Here is a 16761-nt window from a genome sequence, read left to right as displayed (position 1 = left end):
TGGGAGGAAATTGCCATGCCGCTCGCGATGAACCGTGAGGTCTTCATTACCTGTGCCGTTACCGGCTCCGGCGGCACGCAGGACCGCTCGCCGCATGTGCCGCGCTCGCCCAAGCAGATCGCCGATTCGGCCATTGATGCTGCCAAGGCGGGTGCTGCCATCGTCCACTGCCATGTCCGCGACCCCGAAACCGGCAAGCCGCGCCGCGACGTCCATCTCTACCGCGAAGTGACCGAGCGTATCCGCGACGCCAATGTCGATGTGATCCTGAACCTCACCGCCGGCATGGGCGGCGACATGGTGTTCGGCTCGCCGGAAGCTCCGTTGCCGCTCAATGGAAAAGGCACCGACATGGGCGGCGCCACCAACCGCATGGAACATGTGCGCCAGTGCCTGCCGGAAATCTGCACGCTCGATTGCGGCACCATGAACTTCGCCGAGGCCGACTATGTCATGACCAACACGCCGGGCATGCTGCGCGCCATGGGCGGCATGATGACGGCGCTGGGCGTCAAGCCGGAGATCGAGGCCTTCGACACCGGCCATCTGTGGTTCGCCAAGCAACTGGTCGAGGAAAAAGTGCTCAACGCCGACGCGCTGGTGCAGCTCTGCATGGGCGTGCCGTGGGGCGCGCCGGACGACCTCAACACCTTTATGGCGATGGTCAACAACGTGCCGTCGAGCTGGAACTGGTCGGCTTTCGCCATCGGCCGCAACCAGATGGCCTATGCCGCAGCAGCGGTTCTGGCCGGCGGCAATGTCCGCGTCGGGCTTGAAGACAATCTGTGGCTCGACAAGGGTGTGCTGGCGACCAATGCGCAGCTGGTCGAGCGCGCTGCCAGCATCGTCACCAATCTCGGCGCCCGGATCCTCGGGCCGGAGGAAGTGCGCAAGAAGCTCAACCTGACCAAACGGGCGCCGATCGCAGCCGCGGCCTAAGGCGGGAGTTGGCGATGCCTGACACCGTCAAATTCACCGCGATGAAGGATGGCGACAGGGACGATTACGAGTTCCTGACCGCCCATGAAATCGACTATGCCGCCAAGACCGGCGAGCGGTTGCTCGACGCGCTGGTGCAGCTCGACGAGGGCCTGTCCGGCTACAAGATCACAAGGCTCGGCCATTCGCTGCAGGCGGCGACACGGGCCTGGCGTGACGGCGCCGATACCGACTGGATCGCTTGCGCGTTGCTGCACGACATCGGCGACATCTATGCGCCCTACAATCACGACGAATACGCCGCCTCGATTCTGAAGCCCTTCGTGCGCGAGCAATGCACCTGGGTGGTGGAAAAGCACGGCGACTTCCAGCGCCTCTATTATGCCCATCATCTCGGCGGCAATCGTCATGCCCGCGACCGCTTCGCCGGCCATGCCTATTTCGACGATTGCGACCAGTTCTGCGAACGCTGGGATCAGTCGAGCTTCGATCCCGACTACGACACGCTGCCGATCGACTTCTTCCGGCCTTTCGTGCTCGAGGTCTTTGCCCGCAAGGCCTATGACCCCTCCGTGATCCGCACCGGCGAGCGCGTGCCTCTCATCGACCCTGAAACAGCCAAGACAAGAACCGGAGCCTGACCATGAGCATCATCAACAAGGCGGCCGCCATCGGCGGCGGTGTCATCGGCGCCGGCTGGGTGGCGCGGCTTTTGCTCAACGGCATCGACGTGTCGATCTTCGATCCCGATCCGGAAGCCTCGCGCAAGGTCTCTGAAGTGATGAAGGGCGCGCGCCGCGCCTACAAGCAGATGGTTCCCGGCGGCCTGCCCAAGGAAGGCAAGCTGACCTTCGCCAAGACCATTGCCGAGGCGGTGGCCGATGCCGACTTTATCCAGGAAAGCGTGCCGGAACGGCTCGACCTCAAACACCGCGTGCTGGCCGAAATCGACCTCTATGCGCCGGCCAACGCCATTGTCGGCTCCTCGACCTCCGGCATCAAGCCGACCGACATGCAGGTGGCGATGAAAAAGCACCCGGAGCGGCTGGTTGTCGGACATCCCTTCAACCCGGTCTATCTGCTGCCTCTGGTCGAGATCGTCGGCGGCGAACAGACGTTCCCCGAAGCCATCGAGGTCGCCAAGGAAATCTATGCCTCGATCGGCATGAAACCTGTCGTCATCCGCAAGGAGATCGAGGCCTTTGTCGGCGACCGCCTGCTGGAAGCGGCGTGGCGCGAGGCACTGTGGCTGATCAAGGACGGCATCTGCACGGTCGAGGAACTCGACGACATCATGCGCTACGGCTTCGGCCTGCGCTGGGCGCAGATGGGCATGTTCCAGGTCTATCGCGTCGCCGGCGGCGAAGCCGGCATGCGCCACTTCATGGCGCAGTTCGGACCGTGCCTGAAATGGCCGTGGACCAAGCTGATGGACGTGCCGGAGTTCAACGACGAGCTGGTCGATCTGATCGCCACCCAGTCGGACGACCAGGCGCATGGTCTGTCGATCCGCGAACTGGAAAAGATCCGCGACGACAATCTGGTCGCGATCATGGACGCGCTGTCGAAGCAGAACAAAGGCAAGGGCTGGGGCGCCGGCGCGCTGCACAAGGACTACACCAAGCAATTGGCCAAGCTGGCGGCGAAGAAGCCGGCCGCTTCCAAGGCCGCCGAAAAGGCCAAGGCTTCGAAGCCGGTGAAGAAGGCGGAGAAGCCGAAGAAAAAGAAGAAGGGCTAAGACCATGGATTTCGGGCTGTCGGAGGAACAGAAGCTCATTGTCGAGACGACGCGTGCGTTCGTCGAGAACGAGCTTTACCCGCATGAGCGTGAGGTCGAGCGCACCGGCGTGCTGCGCCGCGAGCTGATCGAGGAGATCAAGGCCAAGGCGATCGAAGCCGGGCTCTATGCCGCCAACATGCCGGCGGATGTCGGCGGCGCCGGCCTCGATACGGTGACCTGGCTGCTCTACGAAAAGGAACTCGGTCGCGCCAATTACGCGCTGCACTGGACCTGCGTGGCGCGCCCTTCCAACATCCTTCTGGCCGGTACGCCGGAGCAGCGCGAAAAATACTTGTTCCCTTGCATCCGTGGCGAGAAATGGGACTGCCTGGCGATGACCGAGCCGGGCGCCGGCTCCGATTTGCGTGGCATGAAGGCGACCGCGGTGCAGGATGGTGACGACTGGGTGCTCAACGGCACCAAGCACTTCATCTCCCATGCCGATCTCGCCGATTTCGCGATCTGCTTCATGGCTTCGGGCGAGGAGGAAACGCCGCGTGGCAAGCGCAAGAAGATCACCGCCTTCTTCGTCGACAAGGGCACCAAGGGTTTCACGGTGCGCGACGGTTACCGCAACGTCTCGCATCGGGGCTACACCAACGCCATCCTTGAATTCGACGATTGCCGGCTGCCGGCAAGCCAGGTTCTGGGCGAAGTGCACAAGGGCTTCGAGGTCGCCAATTCCTGGCTCGGCGCCACCCGCCTGCAGGTCGGCGCCACCTGTCTCGGCCGGGCCGAGCGGGCGCTCAGCCATGCCATCGAATATTCCGCGCAGCGCCAGCAGTTCGGCCAGCAGATCGGCAAGTTCCAGGGCGTTTCGTTCAAGCTTGCCGACATGGCGACCGAATTGAAGGCCGCCGACCTGATGGTGTTCGAAGCTGGCTGGAAGTACGATCAGGGCACCGTCACCGATCAGGACATGGCGATGGCCAAGCTGAAGGCGACCGAAATGCTGGCTTACGTGGCCGACGAAGCCATCCAGATCCATGGCGGCATGGGGCTGATGGACGACCTGCCGCTGGAGCGCATCTGGCGCGACGCCCGCGTCGAGCGCATCTGGGAAGGCACTTCGGAGATTCAGCGACATATTATTTCGCGGGCGCTGCTGCGTCCGTTCGGAGCTTAGAGCAGTATGGCCCCCAAACCGGGGTCCGGTTTTTGGGGAGAAGATCATGCTCAAACGAAAAGATGGCCATGCATAAACTCGAACGTCTCCTGCGCCCGAAGTCGATTGCTGTGTTCGGCGGGGCGCAGGCCGCTGCCGTCGTTGCCCAATCGATCAAGATGGGCTTTGCCGGCGAAATCTGGCCGGTGCATCCGACCAAGGACGAGGTCGCCGGCCGCAAGGCCTATCGTTCTGTTGCAGACCTTCCCGCTGCGCCCGACGCTGCCTTTGTCGGCGTCAACCGCCATCTGACCATCGAGGTCGTCAAGGCGCTGGCCGAGCGTGGCGCCGGCGGCGCCGTCTGCTTTGCCGCAGGCTTTCTTGAGACTGAGGCGTATGACGACGACGGCGAGCGGCTGCAGGCCGAACTGGTGGCGGCAGCCGGCCAGATGCCGATCATCGGCCCGAATTGCTATGGTCTGATCAACTATGCCGATGGCGCGTTGCTGTGGCCCGACCAGCATGGCGGCATCAGGCTGCCAGAAGGCGCCAAGGGCGTCGCCATCATCACCCAGTCCTCCAACATCGCCATCAACATGACGATGCAGAAGCGCGGCCTGCCGATCGCCTTCCTGATGACCGCAGGCAACCAAGCGCAAACCGGCCTCTCCGAAATGGCGCTCGGCCTGATCGAGGACGATCGTGTCACCTCGCTCGGCCTGCACATCGAAGCCTTCGATTCGGTAGCCGGCTTCGAGAAGCTGGCGGCACGGGCGCGCGAGCTGAAGAAGCCGATCATCGCCATGAAGGTCGGACGCTCCGAACAGGCGAGGCAGGCGACGGTCTCGCACACCGCTTCGCTCGCCGGTTCGGATGCTGCCTCGGGCGCGTTCCTGCGGCGACTCGGCATTGCCCGCGTCGACTCCATACCCGCCTTCATCGAGGCGCTGAAGCTGCTGCACGTCACCGGTCCGCTGCCCGGCTACCGGCTATCGTCGATGAGCTGTTCCGGCGGCGAAGCCTCGGTGATGGCCGACAGCGCTGAAGGGCGCTGGGTCAATTTCCCGGAGCTCACCAGCAAGCACCGCGCCCATGTCAAATCGACGCTCGGGCCGCTGGTCGCTGTCGCCAACCCATTGGACTACCACACCTTCATCTGGAACAACGAGCCGGCGATGACCGCCACCTTCACCGCCATGGTGTCGGGCGGCTTCGACCTCAACATGCTGGTGCTTGATTTTCCGCGTCCCGACCGCTGCTCGGTCACCGACTGGTGGGCGACGCTGCGCGCCTTCGAATCGGCGCTGAAGACCAACAAGGCGCATGGCGCGATCGTCTCGTCGCTGCCGGAGAACCTGCCGGAGGAATACACCGCCGAGCTGATGGCGCGCGGCATGGTGCCGTTGTTCGGCATTTCCGAGGCCATGGACGCAGCCGGCGCGGCAGCCTTCATCGGCTGGGCCTGGGCCGAGCCGCAGGCGCAGTCGATCGATACATCGGCTGCCGGCGCTGCCGAAGGCGGCCATGTGACGCCTGACGAGGCCGAAGCCAAGGAGCGGCTGATCAAGGCCGGCTTGCCGGTGCCGAAGGGCGAACGCGCCGCCAATGCGGTCGACGCCGTGATTTCGTCGATGGCGCTCGGTTTCCCGGTGGCGCTGAAGGCGCTCGGCGTCACCCACAAGTCGGAAGTCGGCGCTGTCAGGTTGAACCTCAAGGACGCCGAATCGGTCAGCACCGCAGCGCATGACCTTCTGCCGCTCGGCACCGGCCTCTATGTCGAGCGCATGGTGCGCGACGGCGTCGCCGAACTGATCGTCGGCTTCACCCGCGACGCGATGTTCGGCGCCGTGATGACACTGGGCACCGGCGGCGTGCTGGTCGAGTTGTTGCGCGACAGCGTCACCCTGATGCTGCCGGCGACGCGTGACGATATCGAGGCGGCGTTGCGCCGCCTGAAGCTGTTCCCGTTGCTCGAAGGCTATCGCGGCCGGCCCAAGTCCGATGTCGCGGCCGCCATCGAGGCGATCGCCGGCATTGCCGACTTCGTCCAGAAGAACGCCGGCGAGATCGAGGAACTCGACATCAACCCGCTTATCGTCTGCGCCGAGGGCAAGGGCGCCTGGATCGCCGACGCGCTGCTGGTGCTGGGAGAAAAGAAGAATGTCTGACGTCATTTCGACCCGCCGCGAGGGCACCATCTTCGAGGTCACGCTCGACCGGCCGAAGGCCAATGCTATCGACCTGAAGACGTCGCGGCTGATGGGCGAGACGTTCAAGGCGTTTCGTGACGATCCGGAGCTTCGCGTCGCCATCGTCAAGACCGCCGGCGACAAGTTCTTCTGCGCCGGCTGGGATTTGAAGGCCGCCGCCGGCGGCGACGCGGTCGACGGCGACTATGGCGTCGGCGGCTTTGCCGGCCTGCAGGAGCTGCGCGACCTCAACAAGCCAGTCATCGCCTGCGTCAACGGCATGGCGGTGGGCGGCGGCTTCGAGCTGGCGCTGTCCTGCGATCTCATCTACGCCTCTGACCATTCCTCCTTCGCGCTGCCCGAAATCCGCGCCGGCACATTGGCCGACGCAGCGACGATCAAACTGCCGAAGCGCATTCCCTACCACGTCGCCATGGACCTTTTGCTCACCGGCCGCTGGATGGATGTCGCGGAAGCGCATCGCTGGGGCCTGGTCAACGAGGTGCTGCCCAAGGACAAGCTCGAAGACCGCGTCTGGGAGATCGCAAGGCTGCTGGCCAGCGGCCCGCCGCTGGTGTTCGCCGCGATCAAGGAGACGGCGCGGGTGGCTGAGGCGCTGACCTTCCAGGATGCGATGAACCGCGTGACGCGCCGGCAATTGGCGACCGTCGATGCGCTTTATGGCTCGGAGGACAACATGGAAGGGTTCCGGGCGTTTGCTGAGAAGCGCGATCCGGTGTGGAAGGGCAGATAGCCGCGCAGACGATGGCGTTCCTTCACACCCCCCTCTGCCCTTCCGGGCATCTCCCCCTCAAGGGGGGAGATTGGCAACTCGGATATCAACGCTCATCTACGAACGTTGGCGATTGGCGAAAGCCTTCGCGACATCCGATCTCCCCCCTTGAGGGGGAGATGGCCGGCAGGCCAGAGGGGGGTGCCTGGGCTCGATCTTCGCAGTCGGCTTTCCCAGCATGACCGACTACAAAACCCTCATCGACGCCGAGACCTGGGCCTTCATCGAGCGCACCAATTCCTATTATCCGCCGGACACGATTGACTACAGCATTGCCCAGCAGCGCGCGATCTATGACCGGATGTGCCGCGAGTTCTTTGCCGGCTATCCCGATGGCGTGACGGCGGAAACGACCATCATTGCCGCGCACGATATCCCGATCCGCATCTATCGCAGCGGTTCCCCGAACGAGGCGGCGATGGTGCTCTACATCCATGGTGGCGGCTTCATCCTCGGTGGGCTCGACAGCCATGACGATGTCTGCGCCGAATTGTGCGCCCGTACGGGCTTCGAGGTGGTCTCCGTCGACTATCGGCTGGCGCCGGAGCATCTGCACCCGGCCGCCTTCGACGATGCACTGCATGCCTTCGAATGGGCGGCCAGAACCTATGACCGTCCTGTTCTGCTCTGCGGGGACAGCGCCGGCGGCAATCTCTGCGCCGCGGTCGCCAACGCAACGCGAGGTCATGCCAAAAAGCCGATCGGCCAGGTGCTGATCTATCCCGGCCTCGGCGGCGACCGCTCGAGGGGCTCCTACGTGACGCATGCGGAAGCGCCGATGCTGACGGTGCGCGACCTCGACTTCTACAAGGATATCCGCACCGGCGGCGCTGACGGCACCGATGACGTCACTTTGTCGCCGCTCGCCGATACCGATTTCACCAACCTGCCGCCAACCGTGCTGATCACCGCGCAATGCGACCCGCTGTCCTCCGACGGCGAGGCCTACCGCGACCGCGTCCTCGCCGCAGGCGGCCGCGCCACCTGGTTCGAGGAGCCGGGGCTGGTGCATGGTTACCTACGTGCCAGGCACACGGTCGGCCGGGCGCGCGCCTCCTTCAGCCGTATCGTCGAGGCGGTATCGGCGCTGGGCAAGGGCGACTGGGCCTGGTGATCCGGCTCAACCGCGGACAAAGGCGATCAGCGCCTCAGCCATGCGATCGTTGAATTCTTGGCGAAAGCGGTTCTTCTTCAGCCATTCAGGGTTTGAGCCGACGGTTTTGTTGGCATCCACGACAACGCCTTTGCCATCGACAATGAAATAGTCGATGGCGCCGAAATCCAGGTTGAGCCGCTGCCGCACTGCCAGCACCTCCGGCGGGACGGCGCCGCCCACCTCGTTGCTCAGGATCTTTGAGCCGGCGCACAGCACGTCGTCATAGACCTGCCGCATGTTGATCTCGGCGCCGAGCAGGAACATGTAGCGGTGCTTGACGATCGGCAGATCGAGGGTTTCGAAAGCGAATTTCTCGACCATCAGCCGATCGTTGCGCCATACATCCTGCGGAACCTCGCCGATCGTCTGGTAGACGCGATAGGGCGGGCACAGTCGTTCCTTATAGCCGGGGTCGAAGAGTTTGCGGATGGCGTGCGCGCTCCGGGTCAGGCCGTTGCGGTGTTGCCACCAGCGCTGCTCTGGCCGACCCCTGGAGTTGAGGACGGTCTTGACGATGACCGGCCCCTTATGGCTGTCGCCGGCCTCTAGCCTCAGCGTCGAATAGAGGTACCTGTGGATGGACAGCGCGCGGCCGTTGATGCTGCGCTCGTAACGTTGGCCGATCTCGCGGTAGGGTGGCGGGACCACGGTCAGGTCGATATGCAGCAGGGCCGCGGGCGCCCTATCCTGGCGGGCCGGTCGGTCCAGCAGGCGGACTTTCAGCCCGGCCTGTTCCAGGTAGGGCAGCAACTGCGTAATGCTGTAGCTCCGCACCAGGCGGAAATTGCGCAGGCTCTCCACATAGACATCGAGATCGGCCGCCACGAGCCGCTATTCCTTGATATCGACGCCCGAGAAATCATGGTGATCGAACGGGTCCATGACATAGCCGGTCACCTGTTCGCGCATCGGCACCGAGACCACGGAGTGGGCGATGACGACCCACGGCATCTGCTCCCGGAAGATTGTCTGCGCCTGCGCATAGAGTTTCGCGCGGGCTGCAACGTCGGCGATCCCGGCTGCCTGCTTGAGCAGATCGTCGAAGGCCGGGAAACACCAGTTGGCGCGATTGGTGGTGCCGACGCCGGCGCAACCGAGCGGCACCGACAGGAAATTGTCGGGGTCGCCATTGTCGCCGGTAAAGCCGAACAGCATGGCGCCGTCGCGGTCGCGTGCCTTTGAGCGGGCAAGGTATTCTGTCCACTCATAGGTGACGATGTCGACGCTGACGCCGATCTTTGCCAGGTCGGACTGCATCATTTCAGCCATGCGCTGCGCGTTGGGGTTGTACGGGCGCTGCACCGGCATGGCCCAGATCTTCATATGCAGGTCCTTGATGCCGGCATCGGCGAGCGCCTGCCTGGCGGCAGCCGGGTCAAAGACATGATCGGGGCTTGTCTTGTCATAGGCCCAGGAGGTCGGCGGCAGCGGATTGCGTGCGACTTCGCCGGTGCCGCGGAACACGACGTCGACCAGCGCCTGGGTGTCGATGGCCATGGCGATCGCCTTTCTCACCCGCGGATCGTCGAAAGGCTTCTGCAAGGTGTTGAAGGCGAGGTATCCGGTGTTGAGCCCCTCCTGCCGCATGACCTTGATGCCGGGCGTCGCCTTGATCGCCTCGAGGTCGGCCGGATTTGGATAGGGCATGAGATCGCATTCGCCGGCCCGCAGCTTTTCCATGCGAATGCTGGCATCGGCGGTGATGGCGAAGACGAGATCGTCGATCTTCGGCCGGCCGCGCCAGTAGTCCGGATTGGCCTTGTAGCGGATGACCGCATCCTGCTGATAGTCGACAAGCTGGAACGGACCCGTCCCAGCCGGCTTCAGCGCCAGATCGAGCAGCCGCTTCTCGGCGACGAGCTTGTCGGCATATTCCTTCGAGACGACCGAAGCGAAATCCATCGCCAGGTCGGCAAGCATCGGCGCATGCGGTGCCTTCAGCGTCAGCACCACCGTATAGTCGTCAAGCCTGCGCCAACCGGCGACGAGACCTGCCATGCCAATGCCGTCGAAATAGATGTACTGGCGTTTGGCATAATTGTTGAACGGGTTCTGCGCGTTGGCCTGACGGTCGAAGGTAAACAGCACATCGTCGGCGTTGAAGTCGCGACCAGGCGTAAAGCCCTCGATGCTGTGAAATTTCACCCCATGCCGCAGGTGGAATGTGTAGGTGAGACCGTCGTCGGAAATCTCCCAGCGCTCGGCAAGGCCTGGACGCACCTTGGTGGTGCCGGGCTCGAACTCGACCATGCGGTTGTAGAGAGCGGTGGCCGAGGCGTCGCGGGCGCCCGAGGCTAGCGCTGGATCGAACGTGTCCGGACTGACCTCGGTGCAGTAGACCAAGGTCTTGGCCAGGGATTGACGGACCGGCAACGCACATAAAAAAAGCACCGCCAGTGACAGAACGAAGTGCCTGCGTGTCATGATACCCCCCAGGGTTGGGATAACGCTAGCAGAACCAGGCACCGACAGTAAGTAAGCCGGCCGGTCTTTCGCGCCGGGTTGTTTTCCATCCTGAGCTGCCTGACACAAGAATTAGTCGCCGCTTCTGTGAAATGGCAAACAGTCCCGGCCGCTGTTTTGAATGAACCTTTCCACTTCCGCCTGCGACTGACGCTCAGGCGCCGCATGGTGCGGGGCCGGAAAGGATGCCCCCAATGACCAGGACCCCAGAGACTCGCAGGTCTCCGGGAACAACGGGAGCTCAGCGCGACCACCGCCTTCGGGACGGGGTCGATGCGCTGGGCTTTCGGCTGATTCCGTTGACCCTGCGCAGGAGCAGGCGTATCGTGAGGATGAGGAAAGCAGACAATTCGATCAGGGACGAACGTGCCGGAACGACGCGCCTTGCCCTGATTCGCACGGCCGGACCGGACGTTCCTCCCGAAAACTTCGGGGGGAGTTTTATGTCCTGCGATCACGGCACGTCCATGCCATCTCCAAGCGGCGGTTTGCGTCGTTCGCTCCATCTGGCCGGCGGTTTGCTTGCGCTGGTGCTGAGCGCCATGCTCTGGCTGGGCACAGCTGCGCGGGCGCAGGAAACCCGGATCATCTATCCCGGCTCGATGGCGGTGACCGGATTTTCCGGCACCGTCATTCCCAATTTTGAAGAAGGGTTGCCACCCGGCGTCGACCCGGTCGACGAAACCTTCATCGACACGACGCGCGCCACCTTGCGCGTTTTCGACGTTTCGGCGCTGGGCGGACCGGCCTCCGGCCAGCTCGTCTATACGCCGCCGCCTTTCGAGGTGACGGCCGAGCAGATCGGCCAGGTGTTCGCCGTCACCTATGATGACGGGGTGCGCGACGGCGTCCCGTCCGGCATCCCCAACCTCTATGCCGGCGCCACTTCGCTGCATGGCATTCGCATCGTCACCCCCGACGAAGATTCCGACGGCCGGCCCGAGCGGCAACGCCGCGGCACGGCCGGCGCCGTCTTCATGGACGGCCAGTTCGGCACCGAAAACGGCGGCGGTCCCGGCACGATCTGGAAGATCGACGGCATCACCGGTGCCGTCTCCAAATTCGCCGACATCGACACCAACAGCGGTCCCGGCATCGGCGACGTCACTTTCGACAGCAATCATCGCGAGTTCTTCGCCAGCGACCTCGACACCGGCCTCATCCACCGCATTGACGCCAACGCCACGCTCATCGACACCTTCGACCATGGCGTTGCCGGCCGGCCGGCGCATGGGCTGGCACCCGTCGCCGACGACGGCGCGGTGATGGACATTCAGGGTGCCGCCTTCGACAGCGAAGACCCCGACACCTGGGGCTACACGCAGGATGAACGCCGCGTCTGGGCGGTCGCCTATCATGGCGGCCGGGTCTACTATTCGGTCGGCGAAAAGTCTGAAATCTGGTCGGTGGGTATTGCCCGCGACGGCACATTCGCCGGCGATCCGCGCTGGGAGCTGACGGTCAAGGCCGACAAGGACTACGCCGTCACCGACATCGCTTTCGACAATCAAGGCTTCATGTACCTGGCGCAGCGCGGCCCGGTGGAAAACCGCTATGATTACAGCCAGTTCGCCGATTCCGGCAAAGGCGAGGTCATTCGCTACTGGCGCGAAAACCCCGACGATCCGGCGACGGAATCCGAATGGGTGGAAGAGCCGCAGGAATATGCGGTCGGCTTCCCGCAAGGCAACCGGCAGTCGGCCGGCGGCCTCGACCTGCAATATGGCTACGACGCCGAAGGCAATCTCAACACCGGCGTGTGCACCGATACGCTGGTCAACACCGGCGACAAACTGCGCGACAACCCGACACTGGCCGACCAGCTCGTCGCTGGCGGGCCGCTTGCCGTGCACGGCGTGCAGATAACGCCGACGCCGCTGGTGAAGCCGGCCAACGTGCCGCCCTTCGGCTCATGGTTCGTCGATTTTGACGGCTATTTCGAAGACCCCGAAGTGGAGGGCCATGTCGGCGACGTCGAGGTCTGGCACCCCTGCGAAGGCCGTGCCGGCTACTATGAAGAGATCCCCGGCGGTTACCTGCCGCCCTTCTATCCGCCGGACTTCCCACCGCCCGGCGATCTGCCTCCATGCATCGATGTCGAGGATGTTCAGTTCTACTGCACGCCTCGCGGCCTCCAGGCCGACCTCTATCTCCATGACCACGCCGGCTTCGGCGGCGATTCGATCAAGGCCCAGTCCAGGACGCCAGGCGTCGGGGTGACATCACTCCAGTCGCACGCGCCCGGCAAGCCTTACACGATCGACATCACCGGCCACTATCCGGGCGACAGAGTCGATGTCGGGCTTTGCTTCTACAGGCAATCCGACAAGGACAAGGGTGGCTACTACCCTTGCTGCAAGATGACTTTGCCGCTCAGAACCCCAGCCGTCAGCTGCGAACGTTGAGGAGGGAAAGATGAAAAATCTTGCACTTTCCCCAACCGCAACACGCAACCAGAAAACCGTCATGGAGACCATTATGAGACCCCTGTCATACGCCAGGCGCGGCGCGCGCTGGCTGATGGCGGCCGGTATCGCGGTCGCCATGTACACCCCTGTGGCAAGCCACGCGGAAGATGCCGTTCCGATCACGCCGGAACTGCGGCTCGACCTCGACAACTCGAAAATCATCACTCCGAGGCCGGAACGGGTCGTGCCGTTCTTCACCAAGAAAGGCACCCAGCGGAGCTGCGACTACGTCGTCTACTCCCTGAGCTTCGGCCTGCGCGGGGGTGCGCAAAGCTTTGCCGACCCGGGCATGATTGCCCTGTTGAAGAAGCTCAAGATCGACTTCAAGGACCAGCTTCCGCACGGCCTGTCGATCGTCAGCGCGCATGTCTCGGGCGACGGCACGGACGCTGCGGGCGGCCCGCTGCCCGGCGTTTCGATCAGCACCTCGGCCGATCCGAACGACACGGCAACCGTGTCCGATTTCCGGCTCTCCGCCGCCGATCTCGACGGCGCAGGCGCCGCCAATGAACGCGTCATCAACTTCCAGATCACGGCCAAGATCGACCATGCGGCGTTTCCCTCGCCGACGGTCATCGACAATCAGGGCCTGATCAAGATTACAAATGGAGCCGGCACCGGGACCATCATCCCGTCGCAGGATCCGGGCAAGCCCGACGATGGCGACTACAAGACCGGTGTGAAGACCTCGATCAAGATCGACCTCACCAACTGCGACAAGCGGCCTCCGCCTCCCGACCGGGAATGCTTCAAGGTGGAGCGCGGCACGGTCGATTGCGTGCCCGGCGGCGGCGCCTTCATCTATCACATGCCTGTCGGCCCGGAGATGGGCGGCAAGTGGGTGCAGGTGTCGACGACCACTCCCGGCATCACCATCATCCCCGACACACAGTTGGTGCCGGCGGGCGGCGGCGTGCTCAACTGGAAGATCATTGGCGCATCGCCCGGCGACGTCATCCACCTCATCGTCACCGGCATCGAGACCTATGCCGGCCCGAAGGAGGGTTGGGGCCTGTGCTGCACGCAGACCATCGACATCGTCATTCCGCGTGACCTCAGATGTCCGCCCGACAAGGAGCCGGACCTCAAGGTCGAAAAGCGCGCCGATGTCACACGTTGCACGATGGGCGGCGGCTGCGACTTCACCATCCGGGTCACCAATGTCGGCGGAGCGCCTTATCACGGCAAGATCGTGCTCGACGAGGTGACGCTGCCGGCCGGCTCGACGCTGGATTCAGGGCCCAATCCGCCCTGGGTCTGCGTGCCCGGCGTGACCCCGATGACGTGCACCTATCCGGTGACCACGCTCAATCCGGGCGCCTCCGTTGACCTCAAGCTCGGCTTCAAGCCGGACGGAGGCTGGCAAGGCAGCGTGCTGCGCAACTGCGCCACCTACAATTACGGCGCCAGCGGCAAGCCCCTGTTCGGCAGCCAGCAGAACGATCGCGGCTGCGCCTCGATCCCGATCTGCCGGCGTGGCGATCGCAACCCGGACTGCCGGCCGCCGGTCGACAAGAAGGTCGACCTGATCCTGAAGAAGCGTGCCCGCATTCCGGTCTGTACGCCCGACGGGATCTGCTACTTCGTGATCGACATCATCAACAACGGCAGCGTCCCCTATAATGGGCCGCTGACGGTCATCGACAATTACCCGGGCGGCGCGCCGGCCTCTTCGACCTTCGGCCCGTCTCCGCCCTGGACATGCGGACCGAACGGCCCCGGCCAGTTCCGCTGCGACAATGCCGGCATCATGCTGATGCCGGGCGCCTCGACGCCGATCGTCGTCAAGGCGGTGATGCCGGCCGGCTACCAGTCGGATACGGTTGAAAACTGCGCGGCGCTGAAGCCTGTCCCCGGTGAGGTCGACCTCACCAACAACAAGGCCTGCGCCAAGGAACGCTTCCGGCATCCCAATGGCGGCAAGCCAACCTTGCGCATAACCAAGGTGTGCAACGGCTCGCTGGCCGGCGCAGCGGTGGTTTCCTGCCGCATCACCATCATCAGCCTTGGCACCGCTGCCCCCACCGGTCCGGTGCGGGTCAACGATGCCGCCACGCTGATAGCAGGCGGCGCGCCAGTCCAGATCCAGACCGTCACACCCGACGGCCCGGAATGGGCCTGCGGAGCGGTTCCGGCCAACGCGCTGTCGTGCCAGATTCCCGGCGCCGTTATGACGCCAGGAACGTCCAGGCACTTCGACGTGACGGTCTCGGCCAATGGCGCCTTCGAGAACTGCGCACGCGGCTCGTATGGTCCGGCTCCGGGGGACGACGTCGTCTACCCGTTCGGCCAGGACTGCGCCAAGGGCGGAGGCGCTCCCACGATCAGCGTCAAGAAGACGGGCGATGCCGAGTGCCATCCCGGACAGCCCTGCTCGTTCGAGATCACCATCACCAATGACGGCCAGACCCCATTCTCGGGTCCGGTCCGCATCGGCGATGCGGTCGGCGTGGACGGGCTCGGCCGGCTGGAAGGCGTTGAGATCACCTCGATCGAACCGCCCTTCGGCTGCTCGCCGGAACCGGCGACGCTGCCTCTGTCCTGCATTGCCAACCTGACGATCGGCGCCGGGGAAAGCCACGTGCACACTGTCACTGTGGTCCTTCCCGACGACGGCCGCCTGGCCAATCTGCAGGGCAATGTCAGCGGCCAGAACTGCGTCGGTGTCTTGTCGCCTGATACCAGGGTGCAAGGCGGCGACATGCTGTCCGGCGATCAGACCAACATCCAGGGCGATCGCGGTAAGGCCTATGCCTGCCATCCCTTCACCATCAAGCGCGAGGTGAAGAAGGAGTGCTCGCCGGGCTTTGTGATGAACGACGCCGGCCGGTGCGTGTGCCCGGAAGGCACCACGTTCCGCAACGGCCAGTGCTCGCCCGACGGTGGCGTCATCGTCGAGCCAAAGCCAAGGCCTTGTGTGCTGCTCAAGGGCCAGATCCGCACCGAGGACGGACGCTGTGTCTGCCCGCGCGGAACCGAGCTCGAGAACGGCGCTTGCGTCAAGATCGACAAGCCGGGCTGCACCATCCCCGGTTCGGTCCCGACGTCGGACGGCAATGGCTGCTACTGCCCGGACGGCACGCATCTCGACCGACAGGCAAATGCCTGCGTGCGCGACAAGCAGAAGCCCGAGCAGTGCACCATACGCGGCCAGGTTCATGACGCCGACGGCGATTGTGTCTGCCCGCGTGGTACCGAGGTGCGCAATGGAGCCTGCCGGCCGATCCGGCCGAAGCCTGAACAGTGCTCGATCCGTGGTCAGATACACAACGCCAATGGCGATTGCGTCTGCCCGGACGGCACCGAGGTCAGGGGCAAGGTCTGCCGGCCGATCCGGCCCAAGCCTGAGCAGTGCTCCATCCGTGGACAGGTTCACGAGGCCAATGGCAATTGCGTCTGCCCACGGGGTACCGAGGTGCGGGACGGTGCCTGCCGGAAGAAGCGGCCTGTGCTGGAACAGTGCGACATACGCGGCCAGGTCCACAACGGAAATGGCGATTGCGTGTGCCCGCGCGGCACCCAGGTGATCGATGGTGCATGCCGCAAGCCGAGGCCGAAGCCGGAAGAATGTGCCCCGGGCTCGGTGATGATCAACGGCCAGTGCCAACCGATCAGGCGGCGCTGCCCGGAAGGCACGGTCGGGCGGTTCCCGAACTGCCGGGCGGTCCGTCCACAGCCATCGCTTGATCCGAGCCTGTTGCTCAATCCGGGGATCCTCCAGCAGTTGGTGCCGAAGCGCACGCAGCCGCAGCAGGTACAGCCGCAGAGGGATCCGACGGCCAACTTCAAACCGTAGGTTCTGGATACAAGCCAAAAGCAGACCCCGCCGGAGCGATCCGGCGGGGTTTTTCTTTCGGGCGGCAGTGTT

General features: G+C 64.2%; 11 protein-coding genes. 9 read left to right on the top strand and 2 right to left on the bottom strand.

Annotation, left to right across the window (positions count from 1 at the left end):
* The first annotated feature begins 15 nt into the window (after nucleotides 1-15).
* The 7 genes from bcoG (at nucleotide 16) to AC1DYC_RS23990 (ending at nucleotide 7920) form a co-directional block, all read left to right on the top strand.
* Complete coding sequence (bcoG, locus tag AC1DYC_RS24020; RefSeq protein WP_477410282.1) at nucleotides 16-939, top strand: 3-dehydrocarnitine:acetyl-CoA trimethylamine transferase BcoG; 924 nt, start codon at nucleotides 16-18, stop codon at nucleotides 937-939.
* 14 nt (nucleotides 940-953) lie between these two features.
* Nucleotides 954-1580 (top strand): HD domain-containing protein, encoded by a 627-nt coding sequence (locus AC1DYC_RS24015; RefSeq protein ID WP_477410281.1) that lies wholly within the window; start codon nucleotides 954-956, stop codon nucleotides 1578-1580.
* A 2-nt stretch (nucleotides 1581-1582) separates the two neighbouring features.
* On the top strand, nucleotides 1583-2677 hold the full coding sequence (locus tag AC1DYC_RS24010; RefSeq protein ID WP_477410280.1) for a carnitine 3-dehydrogenase: 1095 nt from the start codon (nucleotides 1583-1585) through the stop codon (nucleotides 2675-2677).
* Nucleotides 2678-2681: 4 nt separating this feature from the next.
* Nucleotides 2682-3845 (top strand): acyl-CoA dehydrogenase family protein, encoded by a 1164-nt coding sequence (locus AC1DYC_RS24005; RefSeq protein ID WP_477410279.1) that lies wholly within the window; start codon nucleotides 2682-2684, stop codon nucleotides 3843-3845.
* Nucleotides 3846-3913: 68 nt separating this feature from the next.
* Entirely contained in the window at nucleotides 3914-5992 is a 2079-nt protein-coding gene (locus AC1DYC_RS24000; RefSeq protein WP_477410278.1) for an acetate--CoA ligase family protein, read from the top strand.
* Nucleotides 5985-6767, top strand: a complete 783-nt coding sequence (locus AC1DYC_RS23995; protein WP_477410277.1) for a carnitinyl-CoA dehydratase — start codon at nucleotides 5985-5987, stop codon at nucleotides 6765-6767. Before AC1DYC_RS24000 ends, AC1DYC_RS23995 begins: the two co-directional genes overlap by 8 nt.
* A 217-nt stretch (nucleotides 6768-6984) precedes the next feature.
* Complete coding sequence (locus AC1DYC_RS23990) at nucleotides 6985-7920, top strand: alpha/beta hydrolase (protein WP_477410276.1); 936 nt, start codon at nucleotides 6985-6987, stop codon at nucleotides 7918-7920.
* 6 nt (nucleotides 7921-7926) lie between these two features.
* Here AC1DYC_RS23990 and AC1DYC_RS23985 read toward each other — a convergent pair whose 3' ends face one another.
* Both AC1DYC_RS23985 and AC1DYC_RS23980 read right to left on the bottom strand, forming a co-directional pair.
* Nucleotides 7927-8787, bottom strand: a complete 861-nt coding sequence (locus AC1DYC_RS23985) for a hypothetical protein (protein WP_477410275.1) — start codon at nucleotides 8785-8787, stop codon at nucleotides 7927-7929.
* Nucleotides 8788-8793: 6 nt separating this feature from the next.
* Entirely contained in the window at nucleotides 8794-10386 is a 1593-nt protein-coding gene (locus AC1DYC_RS23980) for an ABC transporter substrate-binding protein (RefSeq protein ID WP_477410274.1), read from the bottom strand.
* Nucleotides 10387-10619: 233 nt separating this feature from the next.
* Here AC1DYC_RS23980 and AC1DYC_RS23975 point away from each other — a divergent pair, with 233 nt between their 5' ends.
* Both AC1DYC_RS23975 and AC1DYC_RS23970 read left to right on the top strand, forming a co-directional pair.
* On the top strand, nucleotides 10620-12830 hold the full coding sequence (locus AC1DYC_RS23975; protein ID WP_477410273.1) for an NHL repeat-containing protein: 2211 nt from the start codon (nucleotides 10620-10622) through the stop codon (nucleotides 12828-12830).
* A 10-nt stretch (nucleotides 12831-12840) separates the two neighbouring features.
* Entirely contained in the window at nucleotides 12841-16689 is a 3849-nt protein-coding gene (locus tag AC1DYC_RS23970) for a DUF7929 domain-containing protein (protein ID WP_477410272.1), read from the top strand.
* Nucleotides 16690-16761: the final 72 nt, after the last annotated feature.

This window comes from Mesorhizobium sp. P2_E7, assembly GCF_056403855.1.
This window is presented reverse-complemented; position numbering and strand designations above follow the sequence as displayed.

What these genes read in the sequence shown, in the direction of transcription:
- AC1DYC_RS24015 (WP_477410281.1), top strand. Translation starts at nt 954, where the DNA reads ATGCCTGACACCGTCAAATTCACCGCGATGAAGGATGGCGACAGGGAC.
- AC1DYC_RS24000 (WP_477410278.1), top strand. Translation starts at nt 3,914, where the DNA reads ATGCATAAACTCGAACGTCTCCTGCGCCCGAAGTCGATTGCTGTGTTC.
- AC1DYC_RS23975 (WP_477410273.1), top strand. Translation starts at nt 10,620, where the DNA reads ATGACCAGGACCCCAGAGACTCGCAGGTCTCCGGGAACAACGGGAGCT.
- AC1DYC_RS23990 (WP_477410276.1), top strand. Translation starts at nt 6,985, where the DNA reads ATGACCGACTACAAAACCCTCATCGACGCCGAGACCTGGGCCTTCATC.
- AC1DYC_RS24005 (WP_477410279.1), top strand. Translation starts at nt 2,682, where the DNA reads ATGGATTTCGGGCTGTCGGAGGAACAGAAGCTCATTGTCGAGACGACG.
- AC1DYC_RS24010 (WP_477410280.1), top strand. Translation starts at nt 1,583, where the DNA reads ATGAGCATCATCAACAAGGCGGCCGCCATCGGCGGCGGTGTCATCGGC.
- bcoG (WP_477410282.1), top strand. Translation starts at nt 16, where the DNA reads ATGCCGCTCGCGATGAACCGTGAGGTCTTCATTACCTGTGCCGTTACC.
- AC1DYC_RS23995 (WP_477410277.1), top strand. Translation starts at nt 5,985, where the DNA reads ATGTCTGACGTCATTTCGACCCGCCGCGAGGGCACCATCTTCGAGGTC.
- AC1DYC_RS23980 (WP_477410274.1), bottom strand. Translation starts at nt 10,386, where the DNA reads ATGACACGCAGGCACTTCGTTCTGTCACTGGCGGTGCTTTTTTTATGT.
- AC1DYC_RS23970 (WP_477410272.1), top strand. Translation starts at nt 12,841, where the DNA reads ATGAAAAATCTTGCACTTTCCCCAACCGCAACACGCAACCAGAAAACC.